Genomic DNA, 24,074 nt, shown 5'->3' on the forward strand with positions numbered 1-24,074 from the left:
CGGGCGCAGATAACCATCACGTGGCCATTTTTGTTCCCATGAAAGGCTGAATCCGTAGAAATCCGGATTTGGCACGCCCCTTGCTTAATACTTCTCGCCGGCAGGTCGCCCGGCGTTGAGGGCAACAGAAGGGGGCATGAATGAAATTCATCATCGCCATCATCAAGCCGTTCAAGCTCGACGAAGTGCGTGAAGCACTGTCCGGGCTGGGCGTTGCTGGGATGACGGTGTCGGAGGTGAAGGGCTTTGGTCGGCAGAAGGGCCAGACCGAAATCTACCGTGGCGCCGAATACTCGACCAACATGCTGCCGAAGGTGAAGATCGAGGTTGCTGCGAGCGACGATCTTGCGCCGCAGATCGTGGAAACGATCCAGCAGGCTGCCAGCACCGAAGCGATCGGCGACGGCAAGATCTTCGTCCTCGACCTCGCATCGGCCACGCGCATTCGCACCGGTGAAACCGGGGATACCGCGCTTTGAGCGCGCCTTCCATTTCCGACCTTAGGGGAACCAACATGATCCGCAAGATGATCGGTGGCTTGGCGGGAACGGGCGCTTCGCTCTTCGCTGCCACTGCCGCTTTCGCACAGGATGGGCCGATCAAGGCTCCGACCGCCGAACAGATGGCCGGCATGGTCGACAAGGGCGATACCACCTGGATGCTGATTTCGTCAGCCCTCGTCCTGATGATGAGCGTTCCGGCGCTCGCTCTCTTTTACGGCGGCCTTGTTCGCACCAAGAACATGCTCTCGGTGCTGATGCAGGTCTTCATGATCGTTTCGGTCGCAGCACTCGTCTGGGTGAGCTGGGGCTATTCGATGGCCTTCACCAGCGGCAACGCTTTTGTCGGCGGCTTTTCGAAGATCTTCCTGCAGGGCGTGGATGCCACGACCTATGCAGCGACGTTCTCGAACAACGTCTACATCCCTGAATATGCGTTCGTCATCTTCCAGATGACCTTCGCCTGCATCACGCCTGCGCTGATCGTCGGCGCCTTTGCCGAGCGCGTGAAGTTCAGCGCGCTGATGGTCTTCACCGTGCTGTGGCTGACCTGCATCTACTTCCCGATGGCGCACATGGTCTGGTACTGGGCTGGCCCGGACTTCCTGGCCGATGCTCCGACCGATGCCGGTCTGCTGTGGGGCTGGGGCGCTCTCGACTTCGCTGGCGGCACTGTCGTGCACATCAACGCTGGTATCGCCGGTCTCGTCGGCTGCCTCATGATCGGCAAGCGCGTCGGCTTCGGCAAGGAAGCTACCCCGCCGCACTCGCTGACCATGACCATGATCGGTGCCTCGCTGCTGTGGGTGGGCTGGTTCGGCTTCAACGCCGGCTCCAACCTCGAAGCCAATGGCGTGACTGCGGTTGCCTTCATCAACACCTTCGTCGCCACCGCTGCCGCTGCTGTCTCCTGGGCGATTGTCGAACAGCTCCACCACGGCAAGCCCTCGATGCTGGGCGCTGCCACCGGTGCGGTTGCCGGTCTGGTTGCGATCACTCCGGCTTCCGGCCTTGGCGCTCCGATGACCTCGATCGTCCTTGGCTTGGTCGTCTCGCCGATCTGCTACCTCTTCGTCAGCACGATCAAGAACAAGCTGAAGTACGACGATACGCTTGACGTGTTCGGCGTGCATGGCGTGGGCGGCATCGTTGGCGCCATCGCCACCGGCATCGTCGCGGCTCCTTCGCTCGGTGGCCAGGGCGTGTTCGACTACACCGTGTTCCCGGCCGGCTTCGATGCTGCCAGCTACGACATCGGCAAGCAGGTCTTCACCCAGATCAAGGCCGTGCTGTTCACCCTCGTCTTCTCGGGACTGGGCTCCGCGATCCTCTTCTTCATCGTCGACAAGACCCTGGGTCTGCGTCCGACTGAAGAAGCCGAGCGTGAAGGCCTCGACATCTCCGAACACGGCGAGCGCGCCTACAACTACTGATTTTACCGAATTGGCGGGGTTGGAGAGCCAGATCCTCTCCCTCTCATCTCCCTCCTCGCCAAACCTTGTTCCTCCTGCGAACAGACTAAGGCCGGAAGCGCTAGCCCGCTTCCGGCCCTTTTTTTGTTCGCGATCGGCGGTTCGCTTGCCCGGAACCCCGGCAGACCGTAAGGCGCGGGGCGTTATGGCAAACGCAACGACTCCTCCCGCTCCTCGGCCGAAAGACTGGATTCTCGGCATTCACGCCTACGTCCCCGGCAAGTCGACCGGCAAGGACGGGCAGAAGCTGACCAAGCTTTCCGCCAACGAGAATCCGCTGGGCACCAGCGCGGCTGCGCTCGAGGCGCGGGGGATGGCTGCCCATCCGGCGACCTATCCGGATCCGGACAGCACGGAACTGCGCAAGGCCATCGGCGAAGTTCACGGCATCGATCCCGCGCGGATCGTGATGGGCACCGGCTCCGACGAGCTGCTCAACCTTGCCGCGCAGGCCTATGCCGGGCCGGGCGATGAGGTGCTCTACGTGCGCTACGGCTTCTCGGTCTACGACATTGCCGCGCGGCGCTGTGGCGCAGTGCCGGTGGTGGCGCCGGATGCCGATTACGGCACGGACGTCGATGCACTGCTCGCCTGCGTGACGGACAAGACGCGGGTGGTGTTCCTTGCCAACCCCAACAATCCCACCGGCAGCTGGCTGCCGCGCGCCGAGATCGAGCGGCTCCATGCAGGGCTGCGCAACGATGTGCTGCTGGTGCTGGACGGAGCCTATGCCGAGTATCTTGATCCGGCGGATGACGATGGCGCGCTGGAACTCGCCGCGCGGGCATCGAACGTGCTGGTGACGCACACCTTCTCGAAGATCTATGGCCTTGCCGGAGAGCGCATCGGCTGGGGCACCGGGCATGCCGACATCGTCGACATGCTCAACCGTATTCGCGGGCCGTTCAATGTCTCAAACACGGCGCAGGCGGCGGGGCTGGCGGCGGTGCAGGACCAGGCCTTTGTCATCGCCTCGCGCGAGCACAACAACGCCGAACGCGCGCGCTTTGTCGAGAAGCTGGAAGCGCTGGGCAACCATGGCGTGCGGCCGCTGCCGAGCAAGGCGAACTTCGTGCTGATCCTGTTCGAGGGCAAGGTCAGCGCCGAGGACGTCTACCTTGGCCTGATGGACCACGGCTACATCACGCGCTGGCTACCGGGCCAAGGCCTGCCGCAGGCCTTGCGCATCACCATCGGCACGAGGGTGCAGATGGACGAGATTGCCGATGCCATTCGCGCCATGTGCGAGAGCGCGAAGTGAGCGACACGCCCTTCCGACAGGTCACGATCGTCGGGCTGGGTCTGCTCGGCGGGTCGATCGGCCATGCGGTGCAGGCGTTCCTGCCCGGCACGACGGTAATCGGATGGGATGCCGATGCCGGCGTGCGCGCGCAGGCGGCGGAACTTGGGCTGGCACACCGGATTGCCGAAAGCGCCGAGACAGCGGCGCAAGGTTCGGATCTGGTGATCTTCTGCGTACCCGTGGGCGCGATGGGCGCCGCCGCGCGGGCGATTGCGCCGGGCTTGGCCAAGGATGCGCTGGTCAGTGATGTGGGCTCGTCAAAGGAGACGGTGGCCGCGGCTCTTGCCGAGGCTCTGCCGGGCCATCACGTGATCCCGGCGCACCCGGTGGCAGGGACCGAGCGCAGCGGGCCGGACGCAGGGTTCGCCACGCTGTTCCGCAACCGCTGGTGCATCGTCACCCCACCTGCGGACGCAGACCCGGCGCTGTCAGCGCGGCTGGTGGCGTTCTGGGAGGCGCTGGGCGCGCGGGTCGAGACGATGGACGCCGCACATCATGACAAGGTGCTGGCAGTGACCAGCCACCTGCCCCACCTGATCGCCTACACCATCGTCGGTACTGCATCGGACCTCGAGCAGGTCACGCAGAGCGAGGTGATCAAGTACTCCGCCGGCGGCTTCCGCGACTTCACCCGCATTGCCGCCTCGGACCCGACGATGTGGCGCGACGTGTTCCTTTCGAACAAGGACGCAGTTCTGGAAATGCTGCAGCGCTTCACCGAAGACCTGACCGAGTTGCAGAAGGCGATCCGCAAGGGCGATGGCGACATGCTTTTCGACCACTTCACCCGAACCCGCGCAATCCGCCGCGGCATCATCGAGATGGGCCAGGACGATGCGCGGCCCGACTTCGGGCGCAGCGATCATAATGGGCAGAAGGCTTCAGCCGAACAGGAATAGCAGCGCCACGGCCCACATCGCGGCGGTGGAGAGCCAGCCGCCCACGGCAAGACGGCGCGAGATGGCGAGGCGGCCCATGATGCGAGGGTTGCGTGCGATCATCATGGTGACGACCATCAGCGGCGGGGCTAGCAGACCGTTGACGACCGCTGCCCAGTAGAGCGCGCGCATCGGGTCCAGGTCGATGAGATTCAGGGCAACGCCGCCCAGCGTTGCGAGCGCGATGGCGGCGTAGAAGGCCTTGGCCTCGCGCGGGCGACGATCAAGCCCTTCGGTCCAGCGGAAGGTTTCGCTCACCGCATAGGCGGCGGATCCGGCCAGGACCGGCACGGCGAGCAGTCCGGTGCCGATGATGCCGAGCGCGAACAGCGCGAAGGCGAAATCACCGGCAATGGGGCGCAGGGCCGTGGCAGCCTGTTGCGCGGACTGGATCTCGGTCAAGCCGCTCGCATGAAGCGTCGCGGCGGTGGCCATGACGATGGACAGCGCAGTCACGTTGGAGAACCCCATGCCGGTCAGCGTATCGTTGCGGATGCGGCGCAGTTCGGGGCCAGCCTCACGCGGGGTGATGCACAGCGGCTTGGCGTGGCGACGGTGGCGTTCCTCCACTTCCTGACCCGCCTGCCAGAAGAACAGGTAAGGGCTGATCGTGGTGCCGAAGATGGCAACGAGCGCCATGGTGTGATCGCGATCAAGCGAGAAGCTGGGCACGGTCAGGCCGCGCAGGGCCGCGCTCCAATCGACATCGGCGACCAGTACCACGGCGATGTAGGAGAACAGCGAGAGCGTCGTCCATTTAAGGATGCGGGCGTAGCGTTCATAGGAGACGAAAACTTCAGCCAGCACGCTCGCGACGCCGAACAGCAGCACGAACAGGTGTTCCGGCCCCGGTATCAGCAGAGCCAGCACCGCACCCATCGCGCCAAGGTCTGCGCCGAGGTTGATGACGTTGGCGACAAGCAGCAGCGCAACCATCGTGCGCAGCAGCGCGGGATGGTAGTGGCGGCGCAGGTTGTGGGCGATGCCGCGCCCCGTCGTCGCGCCGATCCGCGCGCAGATCGCCTGGATCGAGACGAGCAGGGGCAAGGCCAGGATCATCGACCAGGCCAGCGAATAACCGAACTGCGCGCCGACCTGGCTGTAAGTGCCGATACCGGAGGGATCGTCATCAGCGGCGCCGGTGATCAGGCCGGGGCCAAGCACTTCGACAAGCGAGCGCTTCTCCTCCTCGCTCGGTGCAGATTGGCTCATGCGTTGAGCGCGTTGATCGCGGCCTCGACGCGCGCCTCGATTTCCTCGCGCTTGAGACCGGGCGGGATTTCCTCGGCAAAGCGATAGCGGATGATACCCGGCTGCTTCCACGTGCGATGATACAGCGGACCGCTGTCGACCGCGACCGGGATGACCGGCAGGCCAAGCAGCTTGTAGATCCCCGCGAAGCCTGCCTGAAGGGGGCGGCGCTGCCCATGCGGGACACGGGTGCCTTCAGGGAAGATGATCAGAGGGCGGCCCTCGGCGATCAGGCGGCGAGCCTCGGTCAGCATCGTACGCAGGGCGCGCGCGCCTGCCTCGCGCTCGACCGAGATCAGGCCGTAGTTCCGGCCGGCGAGCCCCCAACCGGGTATGCTCATCAGTTCCGCCTTGGCGAAGACCACCGGCAGGCGGAACAGCCACGGCAGGTCGATCGCCTCGAAAAAGGCTTCGTGGCGGATGGCATAGAGCACGCCGGGCTTGAACACCGGGTTTTCCAGTTCGACGCGAATGCCGAGCAGGACGCGCGCGCAGAGCCGGTGCCAGCCACCCCAGCCGCGCACCACCGCGCGAAAGCCATCTCGCCAGAGCGCCATCAGCGCCAGGGAGCCCAGCACGAAGAACACCGAGCCGCCATAGAACGCGGCGTAAAATAGCAGGCTGCGGGGAATGGATAGCAGATTGCGCAAGATCACCAACCGATCGCTTTCGCTCCGAGCCAGACGACGAGGCGCGCAACGTACTTGTTGTATTCGATGAAAAGGATGCGGAAGCTGGGCTTCGACACAACGGCATCTTCGACGATGATGAGATGGGTCGGCGCCTCGGCCGAAAGGTCGAACGCGGCGCGGCGCATGTGCCAGTCCGTCGTGACAAGACGGACGGAGCGCAGCTTGTTTTCCTTGACCCAGCGCGTGACCTCGACCGCGTTCGACCGCGTGTCGACCGCATCGTAGCCCAACACGATGCAGCACAGCATCAGGCGATCGGGCACCTTGTATTCGGCGGCGAACTCGCGCGGGCGCACTTCACGGTCCACGCCCGAGACAAGCAGCTTGCTGGCGCGACCGCGTTCCAGCACCTTGAGCGCGTGAGGGATGCGCCCTCCCCCGCCAGTGAGCGCGACGACTCCGTCGGTGCGGACCGGTTCAACCACCGGACGCGGCAGGAAGACCGCAAACCAGATAAAGCCGAGCGCCCAGGCGATCAGCAGCAGAGAGAGCAGCCGACGGAAGATGCCCCGCTTGGTCACAGCATGCGCCTCAAGGCGCTCAGCACGGTCAGGCGCGCGGTGAGGACGGCGAGCAGGACGCCGGCCAGGGGAATGCAGCAGATTGCGATCCAGTCGCTCCAGGCAAGGCCACCGGCGGCCATCATCCCCGAACCAAGCGCGGCAAACTGGCGGCCGAGAAGCCCTGTCACGACCACGCCAAGCAGCAGGCCGCCGATGCCGCCCGCGGCTGCGTCCACTGCCATCGAGCGCTGGAAGATACGAGCGATCTGGCTGTCGGTGCCTCCGAGCATGTGGACGATCTCGATCGTGCTGCGGTGGTTGCCCAGCGCATTGCGCGAAGCCAGCAGCACCGTGGCGACGGTAGCAAAGGCGAGCAGCGCGATCAGGCCGCCAGCGAGCCATTGCAGCGCATGGACGGCCTCGAACACCGGAGCGAGCCAGCTGGCCTGCGCATCGATGCGAGCCGCCGGTGCCTTGCGCTGGACGGCCTGCCCCAAGGCCTTGACCCGCGCGGGATCGGCACTTCCGGCGAGGCGGACATCGATCAGCGCGGGCACCGGCAGGGCGTTGACATCGTCGCCCGCGGTGGTGCCGAGCCAGGGCTCCACCAGCGCGTCCAGCTCCTGCTGGGGGACGAGGCGCGCTTCGGCAATGCCCGGCGTCGCCTTCAGGACAGCCAGGGCAGCCTGGGCCTGACGGTCTCGCTCACGCGGGGCGCCGTGGACGATCTGGACGGTGACGCCACCGGCGACATCGGCCCTCGCCGCCCGGGCCGTGTTGCGCAAGGCGAGGCCGCTGGCGGTGGCAACGACAGTCAGGCCGATCATGATCGCGATGACCCAGGGCATCGGGCCGGAGAGCTTGCCCTGAGGCAGCAGTCGGCTTTCCGCGCTGGTGCGTTCGCGCCAGTCGCCACCCAGGGCGCTGGTGATGGCGGGAAGTACGCTCATGCGCCGAGCACGTCCGGGCGCGGCGGAACGGCGGCGCGGCGCGGCGGATAGCGCAGGGCGCCGGTGGGATCGGACAGGCGGCCCTTGTCCAGCCGCATGATCAGCGATTCCGGAACCTTCTGGATAAGGTGCACGTCGTGGGTGGCGACGACCACGGTCGTGCCGAGGCGGTTCAATGCCTCGAACAGGCGCAGCAGCTTGACCGCCATCTCGGGATCGACGTTACCGGTCGGCTCGTCAGCCACAAGCATGTCGGGGCGTCCGATCACCGCGCGGGCAATGGCGACGCGCTGTTGTTCACCACCAGAAAGCGTAGCGGGGCGGGCATTGCTGCGATCGCCGAGGCCTACCCATTCGAGCATGTCGGAAACAGGCTTGACGATGTCCCGCTCGGGCACGCCGGCCACGCGCAGGGGCAGTGCCACGTTGTCGAACGCAGACAGGTGCGGGACGAGGCGGAAGTCCTGGAACACGACGCCGAGGCGGCGACGGAAACCGGGCAGGCGTTCTCGCGGCAGGGTGATGGCATCGGTGCCGAACATGCGGATCAACCCGCGCGAAGGGCGCTGGGCAAGGTAAAGCAGCTTGAGCATGCTCGTCTTGCCCGCGCCCGATGCACCGGTGAGGAAGTAGAAGCGCCCGGAATACAACGTGAAGCTGACATCGGTCAGCACCTCCTTGCCCGTGCCGTAGCGCAGGCCGACGTTGTCGAAATGGACAATCTCCGCGTCGTCTGGCTGGCTCATGAGGTGGAGACTGTACCCGTTTGTTCTGCGCCGATCGTTACGCCCCAAGGGCTATACGCGGCAATCCATGTGGAAAAAAGGCCGGGGATGCGTTTCTTGGGTGGTGTGGCTATTGTTTCCCACGGCACGGCCATGCTTAACCCGACGAATGATCATTGCGTGCCCAGCCTGCTCGACGCGCTATGTCGTTCCCGACACCGCGATCGGCGTGGACGGCAGGACCGTGCGTTGCGCACGGTGCCGCCATTCGTGGTTCCAGAACGGGCCTGAGCTGCCCGCGCGTGGGGAAGCGTCACTCGAACCCGCGCCGGTGGAGGCCGCACCTGTTGCAGCCGCCCCTGAGGCGGCCCCCCAAGCAAGCGCACCGCCCACACCCGATGCGGCGCCGGCGAACGCGGCTGCGGCCCAGCCTGAACCCGATTTGCCATTCGCGCGCGCTTCGCAGTCCGGTGCTGCCCCGGACGAGGCCGAGCCGCCGACGCCTCCGCCACTGCCCCACCCGGCGCGGCGCAAGTTCGCCCCGGTGGAGGAAGCGGTCGATCAATCACCCTTCGAGCACCAGCCCCCGTTCCGTCCGCGGCGCAATCCCACCAAGCTGTGGACGATGGCTGCCGTGGCGTTCGCGGTCACGATCGCGGCACTGGGCGGGGCGGCATGGTATTTTGGCGTGCCGCAGTGGATCCCCGGCGTGAACCAGACATTCGGCGCTGGCCCTGCCGATCTCGTGCGCTCTTTCCCGCCGGAAAAGCAGGATCGCCGCCAGCTGCCCAACGGCACCGAATACTTCGGCCTGAGCGGAACTGTCACCAATACCGGCAAGGAAGTGCGCGCCCTGCCCGAAATCCTGATCGTGCTGCGCGATTCGAACGACAAGGTGGTGAAGACCTGGCCGGTGCCGCCGCCGCAGGCCGAACTTGCGCCCGGCGAAAGCGTGACCATCAACGCTGCGGTCACCGACGTGCCGAAGTCGGCAAAGGTCGCGGAAATCGGCTGGAAGCCTGACTGACCCGCAGCTGTTTCGAGGCGCGCGCGAAAAATTGCGCGAAGCTTGTTGCGCAGGCCAAACTCCTTTGCTAGGGGCGCGCTCCTACCCCACCACGGGGCGCCGATCACGGATCGGACACCCCGTATGATTTTGCGGTCGTGGCGGAATTGGTAGACGCGCAACGTTGAGGTCGTTGTGGGCGAAAGCCCGTGGAAGTTCGAGTCTTCTCGACCGCACCATCACTCTCCGAACAGTGTGATCCTTGCCTTCGGGCAACCTATTTTCGCTTCAGGCGGAAACCTCTTCCTGCGAACTGCGTTCGGCAGGCAGGATGAGACGCATGACCCTTGGCGGGGCACAGGCCACAGCGGCCCGTGCCCCGCTTTTCTGTGATCAGGTAAGGTCTGCAAGGCCGATGGCCTGCCCTTCGGCCGCTGCCTTGTTGGCGGCCCGGCGCAGGCGCTCGATATGGAGCCGGCCTTCGGGGACAGGCTCCTTGGGCAGGGCTTCGAGCGAGGTGCGGTAGATCTCCTCGAAGTCCTCGGCGAATTCGCCGTGGGTGAGGATCAGGCCGCGGTTCTCGATCATGCCCTGCAGGGTCTTCTGCCCGACCTCAAGCGGGTCCATGCCGAGTTCGAAGGCAGTGCCGAACTGTTCGAGCTCGGCCGGGTCGGCCGGTGCAAAGCCGGAGTCGGCAAAGCCTTCGGGCCGCTTCAGCGCACTGGTCCAGGCGTTGGTGCGGGTCAGGCCGGGGCACATCAGCGAAACGCCGATGCCATGCGGCGCGAGGTTGTAGCGCAAGGATTCGGTAAGCCCGCGCACCGCAAACTTGCTGGCAGTGTAGATGCCTGCCTGGGGGCCGGAGAGATAGGCCGCCATCGAGGCCACATTGACCACGCGCCCGCCCTCGCCATGGGCCTTCATGCCCGGCAGGAAGGACACGAGACCGTTGACCACCCCGCCGAAGTTGACGCCCATGATCCAGTCGTAATCGGCATAGGTCGCCTCGTCGGTCGGGCCGAACACGCTGACGCCCGCATTGTTGACGAGGACGTGGACCTTGCCCACCTCGGCAGCGATCGCGGCAAAACGGTCGCGGTCGGTGACGTCGAGCCGGACGTAGCGCGCCGCCGGGAGGTTGTTGTCGGCGAGCCAGCGGGCCGCATCCTCGCGGTCCTGCTCCTTGCGGTAGGTGAGAACGAGGTCCATCCCGGCCATGGCGAAGGCGCGGGCTATGCCGAAGCCGATGCCGTTGACGCCGCCGGTGATGAAGGCGGTCTTCCCCTGAAATTCGCTTGTCGTGCCAGTCATGTGTCGTTCCTCTTCCGTTTGCAACGCTAACAATCGTGAGGATTGTCGGCAACTGTGCGAAGTGAAACGGCCGCAGTGAACGGGCGGCAGTTCAGGCGGGCTTGCGCAGGCCATGGAGGAAGATGCGGACGCAGGTGCTCGCGTGGTCGGCGAGCGATGCGTCATCGAAGCTGGCCTCGACGCGGTAGAGCTTGCGGCTGACCACGCCGGCAAGGGTAAGGTCGAAGAAGGCGAGCGCGGCGCGTTCCGGATCGTCACAGGCCAGCAGGCCACGCTCGGTCCAGGCGGCGAGTTGCGCGGCGAGCAGATCGTTGAGCGGCGTGACCGCGTGCTGGCGGTAGGTTGCGCCCACTTCGGGAAACAGATGGCCCTCGGCAATGGCCATGCGACCCACGAAGATGCTTTCGTCGGTGAGAATCCACGTCAGCGCACGCAGGGCGAAGCACTCCAGCCACCCCTGCGGTTCGGCATCGCTGACGTCTGCCATGTCCACCACATCGCGCCAGCGTTCGGCGATCCGCGCGACGACCGCTTCGAACAGCGCGCGCTTGGTTTCGAAATGACGGAACATGGTGGGCTTGGAACCGCCGAAGCGCTCGAGGATGCGGTTCGTGCTGGCGCCGGCAAAGCCCTCAGCCATGAACTCGGCCTGTGCGGCATCGAGGATGCGGGCGCGCACCACTTCCGGATTGCGACTGACCGGGCTTCTCATCGCGACTGTCCGTGATATAAAGAAACCAACTGGTGTATTTGATTCGACATCTGGGGAGAATGACCGTGAGCGCCTTCATTCGCAATGGCTGGTATATGGCCTGTTGGTCGCACGAAGTGCCCGAGGGCGGCTTTCTCGCCCGCCGCCTGCTCGACAGGCCATGGGTGATCTGGCGCAAGTCGGATGGCGAGATGGTGATGATGGCGGATCGCTGCCCCCACCGCTTCGTGCCCCTGAGCCGCGGCGGGCGCGATGGCGACATGATGCGCTGCGGCTATCATGGCCTCGCCTTCGACGGTGCAGGCAACTGTGCGCACAACCCGTTCAGCGGCCAACCGCTCGACATTGCCAAGGTCGAGGTGCTGCCGGTGGTGGAGAAATACACCGGGGTGTGGTTCTGGCCGGGCGATGCCGACAAGGCAGACCCCGCGCTGATCCCCGACTACAGCTTCATCGACCATGACAGGCCACTGCATCGCGGCACGATCAAGATGGACGCGAGCTACGAACTGGTCACCGACAACCTGATGGATCTGAGCCACGCCGAATTCATCCACCGCGAAAGCTTCGGCACGAACGGTGCCCTGCTGGCTTGCGGCGAGCACGAGGTGATTCAGGAAGACGATGGGGCCATCTGGAACAACTGGACGATGCCCGACTCCGATCCGCCGGCCTGGGCTGTGCCCATGCTTCCGGAAGGCGCGAAGACCGACCAGTGGCTGCACATGCGCTGGAATGCGCCGTCGAACCTGGCCCTGTACATTGGCCTTGCCCGGGCAGGCACGGACCGCAAGGACATGGTCGTGCCGCTGATGGGCGATCCGCATATCCTGACGCCCGAGACGGCAACGTCGACGCACTATTTCTATACGCACGAGCCGACCCCCGAAGCGCATGCGCTGCTCGAGAAGGCCTTCCTTGAAGAAGACCATCCGACGCTGCACGCGCAGCAGGAAGCGATGGGCGATGCAGACTTCTGGGATCTGCGCCCGGTGATCCTGCCATCTGATGCAGGCGCGATCAGGGTCCGACGGCGGATGATGCAATTGCGCCGCGCCGAAGCAGGGGAGCCTGTGGCCGCGCAATAGCCGGCCACGGCCAGCGCGCACTCAGAACATTGCCCTCAGAACATCGGGTGCGCGTTGGCCGACTTTTCCGGGATCGGCTGGATCACGTCCCAGTGCTCGACGATCTTGCCGTCCTTGAGGCGGTAGAAATCCGCCACGGCGGCACCGCGCGCCGCAGGATCGGGCCTTGCGAAGATGTGGATCGCGGCAAGGTCCCCGTCGACGAGGATCTTGCGGACCTCGAAGCTGCGGTTGCGGTCGGAAAACATCGGCTGCAGCAGCGCGATCGCAACCTCGCGCCCATCCGGCACGCCCGGGTTATGCTGGATGTAGTCGGGCGCGACGTAGGTCTCGAAGGCCTGGCGCACGTCGCGCTCGACATAGAACATCCGGGCGAAGTCCTCGACAATGCGGCGGTTGTCCGCCGCTGCCGGGCCATTGCCCAGCAGGGCGACGGTCGCGATGGCCAGGAGAACGCGGCGCATCAGGCCAGCGCCGGTTCGGCCTGGCGCGGGGTAACGATGAACCACGTCACCACCGCGATCACGATGCCAAGGCCACCCGCGATCAGGAACGCGCCCTGCATCGAGCCGCTGGACGTGCGGGCCATGCTGACCAGCAAGGGCGAGACGAACTGGCCGAGGAAGAACGCAGAGGTCCACACGCCCATGCCGCGCCCGCGGTGTTCGAAGGGCAGGTAGCCTTGCGCCCAGGCGATCAGCGTCGGCACCGCCATGCCGGCGCCGGTCTGCTGCAGAGCCATGCCGGCAACCATGCCCTTCCAGTCGCTCGCAGAACCGATCACGGCAAGTCCTGAGCCGAGCAGCAGGAGGAAAATGGTCAACTGGGTGCGCGCGCCGAGGCGCCCGGTGGTCCAGAAGATCAGCGCGCCGACGATCACGAACATGCTCGGGATCGTGGTCAGGCGGCCGATTTCCTTCGGATCGGATACGCCAAGCTCCTGCCAGACGATGCCGCCATTGATGATGAAGACATAATAGAGTGCGCCGCCGAACAGGGTGACGAGACCGAACAGGAGCACACCCTTCCACGGGAACGGAGTGCTTGCTTCGGCACCGATGCCCAGCATCTTGCGGGCGGTGTCGTCGTTTTCAGGCTCATAAATGAAAGCGAGCATCGCGAAGAAGCAAAGGAAGCCGACTCCATAGATCGCAAAGACCGCGTTCCAGCTCATCGAAGCGAGATAGCCCGACGTGAAGATGACGGCGCTGCCGAAGAACGGGCCGACGATACCCTGCATCGAAAGCCAGCGATAGCGCCCCTTTTCGTCCCAGTAATCTCCGATCAGAGTGTTTACCGTGGTGAGGATCGCCGCTTCTGCGACACCCAGCAGCAAGCGCGATGCGTAGATGTGGTCGAGATTGTCGAGCAGCATCGGTGCCATGCCGACGAAACCATAGAGTCCCGTGGACCACAGCAGCAGGCGGCGGCGACCGAACTTGTCGACGAGCAGGCCCGCGAACAGGGCAAGGATCGCGACGGTCAGACCGGGTGCCGAGACCATGGCCGGCACCTTGGTCGGCGCTGTGGGATCGCTCGCGAAATGCGCGATCATCGCGGGCACCGCCGGGAACATCGACACGATCGCGACGATGGGCAGGAAGCCGGTCAGGACTATGGTGAGGCCTTGTGGAATGCCCGGTTGGCGCCTGGCGGAACTGGTCATCTGATCTCCCTGTGGCCGATTGCCGCCACATTCTAGAACCGTTATTCTCAAACGGTATCCACGCGCCTTTTGCGCAAGTCAAGCTAATGGACTTGATGCCAAACCATCAATTTTAGAGATGCCATGGCATAAAAATTACTTGCTTGGTGTATTGGTCCGCGCATTCTAAATCCTGCGCAATCCCAATCAAGCAGACGAGAGGGGCCGGCATTCCGAACTGACGGATCCGGTCAGAGGCCATGGAAAATCTGGATATTCTAATCATCGGCGCCGGCATTGGCGGACTTTCGGCGGCCATCGCGCTGGCTCGCAAAGGGCACACCGTAACGGCCGTGGAAAAGGACCCGAACTGGTCGGTCTATGGCGTAGGCATCATCCAGCAGTCGAACGTCCTCAGGGCGATGGACCAGCTCGGCGTGCTCGACAGGTTCATGGATGCGGCCTGCGGTTTCGATGCGGTCGAGATCTTCCTGCCTGATGGCACCAAGGTCGCCCGCGTGCCGAGCCCCCGCCTGGTCGAAGGTCGCCCTGCCAACGTCGGCATCGGCCGCCGCGCCTTGCAGAAGGTGCTTGGCGACAGCGCCAAGGAACTGGGCGCCGAGATTCGCCTCGGCATCACGGCCGATGAGATTGTCGATGATGGCGAGAAGGTGGCCGTGACCTTCTCGGACGGCTCGTCGGGCATCTACGACGTCGTGATCGGCGCCGATGGCGTCTATTCACAGACACGCGCCGCCATCCTGCCCGACGCAGAGAAGCCGGTATTCACCGGCCAGGCGGTGTGGCGTTACAACTTCCCGCGCCCCGAGGGACTCGATGCCTTGCAGGTCTACAATGGCCCGACCGGCGTGGGCCTCGTGCCGATGAGCGCGGACGTGATGTACATGTATGTCACCACGCCCGAGCCGGGCAATCCGTGGTATCCGAAGGAAGGCATTGCCGCCGCGATGCGCGCCAAGCTGGCCAATTGCTCGCCTGCAATCCGTGAACTGGGCGAGCAGATCACCGACGATGAGGGCGTGGTCTACCGCCCGCTCGAAGGCATGCTGGTGCGTGGCGACTGGAGCAAGGGCCGCGTCGGCCTGCTGGGGGATGCCGTCCACGCCACCACGCCGCATCTCGGCCAGGGCGCAGGCATGGCCATCGAGGACGCCATCGTCGTCGCCGAGGAACTGGAGCGTCACGACACCGTCGAAGCCGCGCTCAAGGCCTATCGCGACCGCCGCTTCGAGCGCTGCCGCTACATCGTCGAGAGCAGCCTTGCGATCTGCCACGGCCAGCTGGGCGTGGGGCCCGCGGTCGACAACCACAAAGCGACCGCCGAGATGTTCGAAGTCGTCTCGCAGCCGATCTGATTCACCCGCATTTCAAGGAAGATCCCAATGAGCCGCGTTACCGAAATCCGCTATGTCGGGTATGGCGTGAAGGAATTCGACGCCGAGAAGACCTATTACACCGAGGTCTGGGGCCTCGAGCCGGTGGGCGAGGACCCGAACCATGCCTGGTTCAAGGCGCAGGGGCATGACGAGCACCACGTGGTGCAGCTGCGCCGCGCGGACGAGAACCGCGTCGACGTGATTGCACTTGCGGCTGACAGCCGTGCCGACGTCGACGCGCTGCGCACGAAGGTTGCCGATGCCGGATGCCAGATCGTCAGCGAGCCTGCCGACCTGACCTCGCCCGGCGGCGGCTACGGCTTCCGCTTCTTCTCGCCCGATGGCCTGATGTTCGAAGTATCGAGCGACGTTGCCCGTGGCGCCAAGCGCGAGCTGGCGCGCTGGGAAGGCGTGCCGGTCAAGATCAGCCACATCGTGCTGCATTCGCCGAACCATCAGGAAGCGGTGAAGTTCTTCTGCGACGTGCTCGGCTTCAAGATCTCGGATTGGCTCGGCGATTTCATGTGCTTCCTGCGCTGCAATTCGGCGCACCACCGCATCGCCATCCTGCCGGGGCCGGCCTGCCTCAACCACGTCGCCTACGACATGCTCTCGGTCGACGATATGATGCGCGGCGCGCATCGCCTGAAGATCAAGGGTATCGACATCAGCTGGGGTCCGGGCCGCCACACTGCCGGCAACAACACCTTCAGCTATTTCGTGACCCCGGGTGGCTTCGTCACGGAGTACACATCGGATCTTGAAGAGGTGGACTTCGAAGCGCACCAGCACAAGGTTCACGTGCCCGCACCGATGGTCATGGACCAGTGGGGCATCGGCGTCGGCGGTCCGCAGACGATGCCGCATCCGCACGTCAACCCGGGCCTGTTCAAGACCCCCGAACTCGTCGGCGAGGCTTGATCGATGGCACTTTACGAACCGTTCCCGAACTACATCTGGAACCTCTCCGTCTCGATCGCGATGGAGAGCGGCGGCCAGATCGGCGAAATCGTCGACATGTGCCAGCCGATCATCGATGCCGCGGCCAATGGCGGCGATGCCGGCACGCCGCAGTTCATGAAGCAGTGGGCCGCCTATGGCGACAAGCTGATCGAACTTGCTGCAGAGGACGAAGCCAAGGGCCGCGCGTTTTCGGCATCCAACAAGCTGGAGCGCGCGTCGCTCTACCTGCTGGTGGCCGAACGCATGCAGGGCCACGGCGCGCCGGGCCGCAAGGAAACCTACGCCAAGGCGCTGGACGCCTTTGCGAAATCGACAGCGCTGGGCAAGATCAATCGCGAGCGCGTCGAAATTCCGCTGGCAAAAGGCACGATGCCCGCACTCTACACCCGCGCCGAAGGGCCGGGGCCGCATCCGGTGGTGGTATATTGCAACGGCCTCGATAGCTGCAAGGAGCTGCTTTACTGGAGCCGCCTCCCCGAAGCCCTGGCCCGCCGGGGCGTCTCCACGCTGTGCGTCGACCAGCCGGGAACGGGCGAGGCACTGCGCCTGCAGGGCCTCCCGGTCGATCCGCACTCGGAGAACTGGGCGAGCATGGCGGTAGGCTGGCTGGAGAGCCAGGCAGACGTCGATCCCAAGCGCATCGGCATGACCGGGATCTCGCTCGGTGGCCACTTTGCGCCGCGCGCAGTCGCCTACGAGCCTCGCTTTGCTTCGGGCGCGGTATGGGGTGCCAACCACAATTGGCGCGAAGTGCAGGACAAGCGCATGAAGCGCGAGGGTGAAAACCCGGTCCCGCACTACTGGGCGCACGTGATGTGGGCGTTCGGCGCAGAGACGATGGAAGAGTTCCTCGAGAAGTCGACCGACATGAACCTGAACGGGCACATGGGATCCATCAAGGTGCCTTTCCTGGTGACCCACGGCGCGCAGGATCGCCAGATCAGCGTGTCGTACGCGGACGACCTTTATGATCAGCTCGTCAATTCGCCCCGCCGCGAGAAGGTGATCTTCACTGCCCGCGAAGGCGGTGTCGAACACGTCGGCGCGGACAACATGTCCTACGGGCGCGACCTGATCGCCGACTGGTTCGCCGAGACGCTGGGTGGTACGACTGCCTGAATGGAGCCTGCCGCCTACATCCGCCGCGAGACTGCGGTCAGCATCGCCGTAAATGTTGCCTTGAGCGCGGCATTCTTCATTGCGGTGTTCGGCACAGGTAGGGACGTACCGGTGTGGAGCGTGGGCGGCTATGTCTTCGACTTTGCCCCTCAGGGGTTCATGATCGGCCTGATGGCCACGCTGGTGCCAGCTTGCTGGCACGCAAGGCCCGGGCGGCGGGCAAGGTGCGGACTCTGGACAGTGAATCGCGCCTGCCCGCAGCGGTCCTGCCACGCGCAATCCTGTGCGGCTTGGCTGGTGCCGCATCGGGCGTGGCAGGCGCAGCCGCCGTGCTGATCTTGGCGGGGACAACGCAGCTCGGATGGCTGCCTGCCCTGCTTGCAAAACTCGCGTTCGGCGCGGCACTGGCCCTTGTGGTCACCCCTGCGGGCCTCCGGACCGAACTGACAAGGCGCTGAGCAAGCGCAAGGGAGAAATTGCCATGAGCCGCCGTTTCGTCGATCTCTCGATCTATCTCGAGAATGATGTCATCACCGATCCGCCGTTCCTGCGCCCCAAGATCGAGTATCAGAAGCATGGCGAGACGATGCCCGAACTGGGCTTCTTCTTTCCCGGCGTGACGCCGGAGCAGACGCCGGACGGCGCGGGCTTCGCAGCGGTCGAGAACGTGACGCTGACCACGCACAACGGCACGCACCTCGATGCGCCGTGGCACTTCCACCCGACGATGGACGGCAAGGACGGCAACCCCGTGCCCTCGATGACCATCGACGAAGTTCCACTGGAATGGTGCTTCCAGCCGGGTGTGAAGCTCGACTTCCGCCACTTTCCCGATGGCTACGTCGTGACCGCGCAGGACGTGGAAGACGAGCTCAAGCGCATCGGGCACGAGCTCAAGCCGCTTGAGATCGTGATGGTCAACACCGCAGCCGGCAAGGCCGTGGGCGATCCCAACTACGTCAGCATCGGCTGCGGCATGGGCTACGAAGCGACGATGTACCTGACCTCGCGAGGCGTGCGCGTGACCGGCACCGACGCTTGGAGCTGGGACGCGCCCTTTGTCCACACGGCAGAGAAGGTCAAGGAAACCGGCGATACCTCGCTGATCTGGGAAGGCCACAAGGCCGGGCGAGACATCGGCTACTGCCACCTCGAGAAGCTGCACAATCTTGAGGTGCTGCCGCCCGACGGCTTCATGGTCAGCTGCTTCCCCCACAAGATCAGGGGCGCTTCGGCAGGCTGGGTCCGCGCCGTGGCGATCTTTGAGGAATAAACTCCACTTGTTCAGTTGACATTAATCTCAAGCGCATTAGTAGAGTTCTTGTCGGGCAATTCTGCCGCGATTCGAAAAGGCCCAAGGCGACCTCGCTCGGGTTCGTGTTCCCACGAGCAAGGACTCTACCAATGACGATTCAACTGAGCCCCACCCGTATCCGGCCAACGCGCGGCATCCCGGCCGAAGCTTTCGCGATCGGCGTCCTGGTCCTCACCGCAGCGGCAAACGCGCTGCATCTGGTGATCTAGAGCACTTTCCGACCAATCGGGCTTACCGTGATTGTCGCAGGGCGCTTCTCGGCAAGGAGCCTTGTGCAGGGCGCGCTGGTGGCCCGTCCAAACAAAGCGACGCTGTCCGAGGGGCTCCCTGCGGCGACCCCTCCGGGGCGGGGCCCTTTTGGCCGATCGCTGCGTCTCTCGTCGGTCACTATGCGATGGCATGGCTCCCTCCTCGATCCTCGCGCTCGGCCAAAATCGGCTCCGTCACGGTGAGCCAGATTGGTCGGAAAGTGCTCTAGACGAAGTCGCCCACCCGGAAATTTTCGGCGAACGCGGCGGCGAGGCTCTCGCGATCGAGCCTGGCGAGCATCGGCAGGCGGCCAAGGCGCTTCACGTTGCCCATTGCGCAGATCGTCGCCTCGCTGTCCTCGTTACCCTCGCCGACGAACGCGACGCCGTGGATCGGGACGCCGCGCGAACGCAGAGCCTCGAAGGTCAGGAGCGAGTGGTTGATTGTGCCCAGCGCCGTCCGCGCCACGACGACGACCGGAAGGTTCCACCAGGCAAAAACATCGGCATAGGTGGTGCTGCGCGTGACAGGCACCAGCGCGCCCCCTGCCCCTTCGACGACCAGCGGCCGCACTGCGGGCAGCGCCAGTTGCGCCAGATCGATGACGACCCCGTCCAGCTCTGCGGCCCGATGGGGTGAACATGGCGTGTTCAAACGGTAGGCTTCCGGGAGAACCTGATCTGCAGGCACGCCCGAAAGACTGGCAACGTGGTCACGGTCCGCGCCGTCATCGAGCCCGGCCTGCACCGGCTTCCAGTAGTGCGCGTGCAACGCTCCGGTAAGCGCTGCGGAGAAGATCGTCTTGCCGATGCCGGTATCGGTGCCGGTCACGACAAAGGCGCTCATCGCAGTGCCTCTGAAAGAGCCATCCCCAGAGCGTCGACATCTTCGGAAGTGGCATTCAGGGTCAGCGAGATGCGCAAGCGGCTGGTGCCTTGCGGAACAGTGGGCGGACGGATGCCGCGCACGTCAAACCCCTTGGCCTGAAGCGAAGCGGCGACCGCCATGGTCCGTGCATCCTCGTGCAGGATCAGCGGCAGGATCTGCGATCCCGAAGGCAGCGCACCGTGCGGAGCAAGCACGCGCTCGGCATGGGCGACAAGGGCGCGCAGGGCTTCGCGGCGTTGCGGTTCGTCCGCCATGATCCGGACCGCCTCGCGCACGGCAGCGCAAACCAGCGGTGAAGGCGCGGTCGAGAAGATGAAGGGACGCCCGCGGTTGACCAGGAAATCACGTACGACCTTGGGGCCCAGGACAAGCGCGCCTTCGCAGCCCATCGCCTTGCCGCAGGTTCGCAGCACCACGGTGTCCGGCCGGCCATCGAGCGTTGCGGCGATGCCGCGCCCATCCGGACCGAACACGCCGGTGGCATGGGCCTCGTCGATCAGCATGATCGCATCGTGCCGTTCTGCCACCTGCGCCATCGCGGCCACGTCGGCCATGTCCCCGTCCATCGAATAGAGCGTCTCGAAGGCGAGCCAGATGCGGCCAGAATTGCCCTTGGCACGCCATTCGCGGGCGGCATCATCGAAGCTCTGCGGATCGTTGTGTGCAGCACTGACCGCCGTGGCACGGGTCAGGCGCAGACCTTCGTGCATCGAAGCGTGGACCAGTTCGTCATGGACGATCAGGTCTCCGCGCTGTGGCAGGGTGGACAGCAACGCGACATTGGCGGCGTAGCCAGCCGAGAAAAACAACGCGGATTCGCTGCCGAAAAAGCGGGCTGCTTCTTCCTCCAGCAGTTCATGCTCGGGGTCATTACCACGCAACAGGCGCGATCCCCCGGAACCCAACGGAACCCCGCGCGCGATGGCTTCCTGCACCGCCGCCGCGAGCCGGGGCGACGAAGACATCGCAAGGTAGTCGTTCGAGGCAAAGTCGATCCCGCGCCGGTGAGCAAGGCTGCGCAGGCGGGCCTTTTCGCCCAGCCCTGCAAGATCGGCGACATGTGCCGACCACAGCGAACCGGTGCGGGTGGTGCTGTCTGCCATCAGGCCGCGCAGCCTCCCGCGCAGCCTCCGACCGCCTTCATCGCCCGCATCGGTTCCTCGCCTTCCATCGGCTTGAGGCCAAGGCGGGCGAACATGGCAGCATCGGCATCATCACCGGCGTTGGCGGCGGTGAGCAGCTTGTCACCGGTGAAGATCGAATTGGCACCGGCCATGAAGCACAGCGCCTGCGTGGCTTCGGACATGGATTCGCGGCCGGCCGACAGGCGCACCATCGACAGCGGCATGGTGATGCGCGCGACGGCAACGGTGCGGACGAACTCGATGTCATCAATCTTGGCGAGCGGCGTATCGGCCAGCATGTCGCCCAGCACGGTGCCCTTTATCGGCACCAGCGCGTTGACCGGCACGCTTTCCGGGTGCTGTTCGAGCGTGGCGAGAGCGTGGACGAAGCCGACGCGGTCGGCGCGCGTCTCTCCCATGCCGACGATGCCGCCCGAGCAGACGTTGATCCCGGCATTGCGCACGTTGTCCAGCGTCTGCAGGCGATCGGCGAAAGTGCGGGTGGTGATGACTTCCTCGTAGCGTTCGGGCGAGGTGTCGATGTTGTGGTTGTAGTAGTCGAGACCTGCCTCGGCGAGTTGCGCGGCCTGGCCGGGCGTCAGCATGCCGAGCGTCATGCAGGTTTCCATGCCCATCTCGCGCACGCCCTTGATCATGGCGATGATGGCAGGCATGTCGCGGTCCTTGGGGTTGCGCCATGCCGCACCCATGCAGAAGCGCTTGGAGCCATTGTCCTTGGCCTGCGCGGCGGACTGCAGCACCTTCTGCACTTCCATCAGCTTGGTCGCCTCGACGCCGCTGTCGGCCTTGACCGACTGCGAGCAGTAGCCGCAATCCTCGGGGCAGCCGCCGGTCTTGATCGAGAGCAGCGTGCACAGCTGCACTTCGCCCGCCCGGTGGTGCTGGCGATGAACCTCTGCGGCGCGGAACACCAGCTCGGTGAAAGGTAGATCGAACAGCGCGGCGATCTCCTCGCGCGTCCAGTCGGTGCGAACGGAAGCCACCGAGGCAGTTGTTTCGCGCTGGCGGAGCAGGGTGTCTTGCACGGCGGGAGTCCTTCGCAGTCTTCGATTTCGCAGGCCCATAGCGCAAATCGATGCCGCATGCTCAAGTGAATTAGCGAAGCTGCAAACCGGCAATTTGCATTTCACGGAGCGAAACCGGTTTTGTCGGCTTTCTTCAGGCCACCGCGCGGCTTGCAGCGTCGAAACTGGTGACCTTTTCCCGCATGGTGCGATTGCGGCCGAGCCGCTTCGCTTCGTACAGCAGCTGATCGCAGCGAGCATAGAGCGCGGCGAAGTCTATCTGCAGATTTCCGCCGGTGTCGTGCTCTACCAAGCCCATGCTGGCCGTCACCAGGCAGTCGAGGCCGGGCACCTCGGCGGAGACGCGGACAGCTATGGCGCGGCGACAACGCTCGGCGCGGGCCGCAGCATCCTGACCGCGCAGAAGCAGCAGGAACTCCTCGCCGCCCATCCGGATCGCCTTGGTGTCGCGGTCGTCGAGCAAGGCACCGGCCGCCGAACGCAGCACCACGTCGCCCATCGCATGACCGTGCGTATCGTTGACGTTCTTGAAATGATCGAGATCGATGACGGCCATTGTACGGAACCCCCCGGCAAACAGCTGGGTGAAACGCTCCTCGATCGTGCGGCGATTCCTGAGCCCGGTCAGGGGATCACGGTCGGCAACGCCTTCGAGTTCGAGGGCGCGGGCGGTCGCACGGTCCCGTTCCTGCCGGACCTCGACGAAACGATTTACGATTCCGAGGCCCGTGACCAGCACCTCGAAGGCCAGGGCAAGCTGGTATAGCTCGATGGCCTCGGTGGGATGGAGTCCTGGCAGAAGATAGGCCGAGATGCGCCAGGACCCGATCAGGAGAATGGGCGTCCAGGCAATGATCTGCAGACGGACCGATTGGCTGCCGCGGCGGTGTCCATCCCATAGCATGGCCGCCAGCACGACAATCGCCAAGCCGATCGAAAGGTGCATCGCAGGCGATGAATATGGCCTCATCCAATCGACGGGCATGCAGGCGACGAGACCGACGATGCCGATCGCAGGCGCCAATCGCCGCCCCAGCAACCGCAGGCGCGGCGCGAGCTTGTCGGCTTCGATGAAGCTGGCGGCGAACAGCAGCGCGGCTCCCGCCATGGCAGAAAAGGCGAGGTTCGAAACCTGCCATTCCCACAGCGCGCCGACATCAAGGAAGATATGCAGGAAACCCGTGGCGAAGGCGGCCTGCACCAGCATGGCTGCGACCATGACCAGATGCCAGATCACGTAGCGTTCCGGCAGAACGGAATAGAACGCGGTGTTGATCAGCAGGGGCACAAGCAGCATCCCGCAGATCGCCGCCATCACGACGATCCGGGGCAAGGGCCAGCCGGTCCCTTCGGGAAAGGGATCAAGCCGCATTTCGCTCATGATGGTCTTGCCCCAGGGCTTCACGACCCTGACCGCCACGGCTTGCGCATCCGCGGTCACGCCGGTCACGGGAATCACCATGTAAGGCCCCGCAGCGAGGTGATGGACGTCTTCAGGCCAGAACGAGGACCAGCGGATATCTCCGCGCTGCCCGACAACGCCCACATCCACCCGCTCGAAGTTGCCAGTATGCGTGACGAGGCTCTGCGGAAGAACCCGGTTTTCTTGCTTGCCGAGATCGAAGCGGATCAGAACCTCTTCGGCCAGGGACCAGCCACTGTCGTCGCAGCGCCAGCGGGACGGCGCCGATGCGACTGCCTGCCAGGTTTCACCAATGCCGGCATCGGCGTGGCAGACCGAGCGAGGGCGAACGGGATCGGCATGCCCTTCAGCGGACCTCAGACCGACGAAGAGCACCAGCACCAAGCACAGCCAGCGTCCGAACCCACCCAACATGAACTCAGTGCTAGCTCGTCAAACTTAGAAGCTCGTTAAT

24 protein-coding genes and 1 tRNA gene are annotated in these 24,074 nt (G+C 64.8%); 12 read left to right on the forward strand and 13 right to left on the reverse strand.

The window, feature by feature from the left end; all coding sequences use genetic code 11:
- Window positions 1–140: 140 nt before the first annotated feature.
- From IM701_RS13690 to IM701_RS13705, 4 genes are all read left to right on the forward strand, one after another.
- Entirely contained in the window at window positions 141–479 is a 339-nt protein-coding gene (locus IM701_RS13690) for a P-II family nitrogen regulator (protein ID WP_039333663.1), read from the forward strand.
- Between the two features lie 35 nt (window positions 480–514).
- Complete coding sequence (locus IM701_RS13695; protein ID WP_193827235.1) at window positions 515–1,933, forward strand: ammonium transporter; 1,419 nt, start codon at window positions 515–517, stop codon at window positions 1,931–1,933.
- A 184-nt stretch (window positions 1,934–2,117) separates the two neighbouring features.
- Window positions 2,118–3,233, forward strand: a complete 1,116-nt coding sequence (hisC, locus tag IM701_RS13700) for a histidinol-phosphate transaminase (protein WP_193827236.1) — start codon at window positions 2,118–2,120, stop codon at window positions 3,231–3,233.
- The gene (locus tag IM701_RS13705) at window positions 3,230–4,174 is read left to right on the forward strand and encodes a prephenate/arogenate dehydrogenase family protein (protein ID WP_193827237.1); all 945 of its coding nucleotides are present in this window, start codon (window positions 3,230–3,232) and stop codon (window positions 4,172–4,174) included. Before hisC ends, IM701_RS13705 begins: the two co-directional genes overlap by 4 nt.
- Here IM701_RS13705 and IM701_RS13710 read toward each other — a convergent pair.
- From IM701_RS13710 to ftsE, 5 genes are read right to left on the reverse strand one after another with little or no spacing between them, the layout of a single operon-like run.
- A complete protein-coding gene (locus tag IM701_RS13710) occupies window positions 4,157–5,425 on the reverse strand; it encodes an NRAMP family divalent metal transporter (RefSeq protein WP_193827238.1) in 1,269 nt (422 codons plus the stop codon). The two genes, IM701_RS13705 and IM701_RS13710, sit on opposite strands and share 18 nt — an antisense overlap.
- On the reverse strand, window positions 5,422–6,120 hold the full coding sequence (locus tag IM701_RS13715) for a lysophospholipid acyltransferase family protein (protein WP_370584325.1): 699 nt from the start codon (window positions 6,118–6,120) through the stop codon (window positions 5,422–5,424). The genes IM701_RS13710 and IM701_RS13715 overlap by 4 nt, the downstream gene beginning before the upstream one ends.
- Window positions 6,117–6,677, reverse strand: a complete 561-nt coding sequence (locus tag IM701_RS13720; RefSeq protein ID WP_230487711.1) for a YdcF family protein — start codon at window positions 6,675–6,677, stop codon at window positions 6,117–6,119. The genes IM701_RS13715 and IM701_RS13720 overlap by 4 nt, the downstream gene beginning before the upstream one ends.
- Entirely contained in the window at window positions 6,674–7,609 is a 936-nt protein-coding gene (locus IM701_RS13725; protein WP_193827239.1) for an ABC transporter permease, read from the reverse strand. The genes IM701_RS13720 and IM701_RS13725 overlap by 4 nt, the downstream gene beginning before the upstream one ends.
- The gene (gene ftsE / locus IM701_RS13730; RefSeq protein ID WP_039333651.1) at window positions 7,606–8,355 is read right to left on the reverse strand and encodes a cell division ATP-binding protein FtsE; all 750 of its coding nucleotides are present in this window, start codon (window positions 8,353–8,355) and stop codon (window positions 7,606–7,608) included. The genes IM701_RS13725 and ftsE overlap by 4 nt, the downstream gene beginning before the upstream one ends.
- 148 nt (window positions 8,356–8,503) lie before the next feature.
- On the opposite strand from ftsE, the gene IM701_RS13735 reads away from it, so the two are divergent.
- Both IM701_RS13735 and IM701_RS13740 read left to right on the forward strand, forming a co-directional pair.
- Window positions 8,504–9,361, forward strand: coding sequence for an MJ0042-type zinc finger domain-containing protein (locus tag IM701_RS13735; protein ID WP_193827240.1), 858 nt, complete (start codon window positions 8,504–8,506; stop codon window positions 9,359–9,361).
- A 131-nt stretch (window positions 9,362–9,492) separates the two neighbouring features.
- Window positions 9,493–9,579, forward strand: a tRNA-Leu gene (locus tag IM701_RS13740).
- A gap of 154 nt (window positions 9,580–9,733) precedes the next feature.
- On the opposite strand, the gene IM701_RS13745 is transcribed toward IM701_RS13740, so the two are convergent.
- Window positions 9,734–10,651 carry an SDR family oxidoreductase gene (locus tag IM701_RS13745; RefSeq protein ID WP_193827241.1) on the reverse strand — a complete coding sequence of 306 codons (918 nt, stop codon included), beginning with the start codon at window positions 10,649–10,651 and terminating at the stop codon, window positions 9,734–9,736.
- Window positions 10,652–10,742: 91 nt separating this feature from the next.
- The gene (locus IM701_RS13750; protein ID WP_193827242.1) at window positions 10,743–11,363 is read right to left on the reverse strand and encodes a TetR/AcrR family transcriptional regulator; all 621 of its coding nucleotides are present in this window, start codon (window positions 11,361–11,363) and stop codon (window positions 10,743–10,745) included.
- A gap of 65 nt (window positions 11,364–11,428) precedes the next feature.
- On the opposite strand from IM701_RS13750, the gene IM701_RS13755 reads away from it, so the two are divergent.
- Window positions 11,429–12,451, forward strand: coding sequence for an aromatic ring-hydroxylating dioxygenase subunit alpha (locus IM701_RS13755; RefSeq protein WP_062345993.1), 1,023 nt, complete (start codon window positions 11,429–11,431; stop codon window positions 12,449–12,451).
- A 35-nt stretch (window positions 12,452–12,486) separates the two neighbouring features.
- Here the strand turns inward: IM701_RS13755 and IM701_RS13760 are convergent, their stop codons facing one another.
- A complete protein-coding gene (locus tag IM701_RS13760) occupies window positions 12,487–12,915 on the reverse strand; it encodes a nuclear transport factor 2 family protein (RefSeq protein ID WP_193827243.1) in 429 nt (142 codons plus the stop codon).
- On the reverse strand, window positions 12,915–14,117 hold the full coding sequence (locus IM701_RS13765) for an MFS transporter (RefSeq protein WP_193827244.1): 1,203 nt from the start codon (window positions 14,115–14,117) through the stop codon (window positions 12,915–12,917). Before IM701_RS13765 ends, IM701_RS13760 begins: the two co-directional genes overlap by 1 nt.
- A gap of 239 nt (window positions 14,118–14,356) precedes the next feature.
- Between IM701_RS13765 and IM701_RS13770 the strand changes: the two genes are divergently transcribed.
- The 5 genes from IM701_RS13770 (at window position 14,357) to IM701_RS13790 (ending at window position 18,848) form a co-directional block, all read left to right on the forward strand.
- Window positions 14,357–15,472, forward strand: a complete 1,116-nt coding sequence (locus tag IM701_RS13770) for an FAD-dependent oxidoreductase (RefSeq protein ID WP_193827245.1) — start codon at window positions 14,357–14,359, stop codon at window positions 15,470–15,472.
- A gap of 27 nt (window positions 15,473–15,499) precedes the next feature.
- Entirely contained in the window at window positions 15,500–16,414 is a 915-nt protein-coding gene (locus tag IM701_RS13775; protein WP_193827246.1) for a VOC family protein, read from the forward strand.
- 3 nt (window positions 16,415–16,417) lie between these two features.
- Window positions 16,418–17,575 (forward strand): S9 family peptidase, encoded by a 1,158-nt coding sequence (locus IM701_RS13780; RefSeq protein ID WP_193827247.1) that lies wholly within the window; start codon window positions 16,418–16,420, stop codon window positions 17,573–17,575.
- Complete coding sequence (locus IM701_RS13785) at window positions 17,576–17,911, forward strand: hypothetical protein (RefSeq protein WP_193827248.1); 336 nt, start codon at window positions 17,576–17,578, stop codon at window positions 17,909–17,911.
- Between the two features lie 145 nt (window positions 17,912–18,056).
- On the forward strand, window positions 18,057–18,848 hold the full coding sequence (locus IM701_RS13790; RefSeq protein WP_039333629.1) for a cyclase family protein: 792 nt from the start codon (window positions 18,057–18,059) through the stop codon (window positions 18,846–18,848).
- A 516-nt stretch (window positions 18,849–19,364) separates the two neighbouring features.
- Here the strand turns inward: IM701_RS13790 and bioD are convergent.
- The 4 genes from bioD to IM701_RS13810 all read right to left on the reverse strand — a co-directional run bounded on the left by bioD (window position 19,365) and on the right by IM701_RS13810 (window position 24,034).
- Complete coding sequence (bioD, locus tag IM701_RS13795; RefSeq protein WP_039333627.1) at window positions 19,365–19,985, reverse strand: dethiobiotin synthase; 621 nt, start codon at window positions 19,983–19,985, stop codon at window positions 19,365–19,367.
- Window positions 19,982–21,130, reverse strand: a complete 1,149-nt coding sequence (locus tag IM701_RS13800) for an 8-amino-7-oxononanoate synthase (protein WP_193827249.1) — start codon at window positions 21,128–21,130, stop codon at window positions 19,982–19,984. Before IM701_RS13800 ends, bioD begins: the two co-directional genes overlap by 4 nt.
- Window positions 21,130–22,197 carry a biotin synthase BioB gene (bioB, locus tag IM701_RS13805; protein WP_193827250.1) on the reverse strand — a complete coding sequence of 356 codons (1,068 nt, stop codon included), beginning with the start codon at window positions 22,195–22,197 and terminating at the stop codon, window positions 21,130–21,132. The genes IM701_RS13800 and bioB overlap by 1 nt, the downstream gene beginning before the upstream one ends.
- 133 nt (window positions 22,198–22,330) lie before the next feature.
- Window positions 22,331–24,034 (reverse strand): diguanylate cyclase, encoded by a 1,704-nt coding sequence (locus tag IM701_RS13810; protein ID WP_193827251.1) that lies wholly within the window; start codon window positions 24,032–24,034, stop codon window positions 22,331–22,333.
- Window positions 24,035–24,074: the final 40 nt, after the last annotated feature.

Origin of the sequence: Novosphingobium sp. ES2-1 (assembly GCF_015169775.1) — a bacterium.
GTDB classification, from domain to species: Bacteria; Pseudomonadota; Alphaproteobacteria; order Sphingomonadales; family Sphingomonadaceae; genus Novosphingobium; species Novosphingobium subterraneum.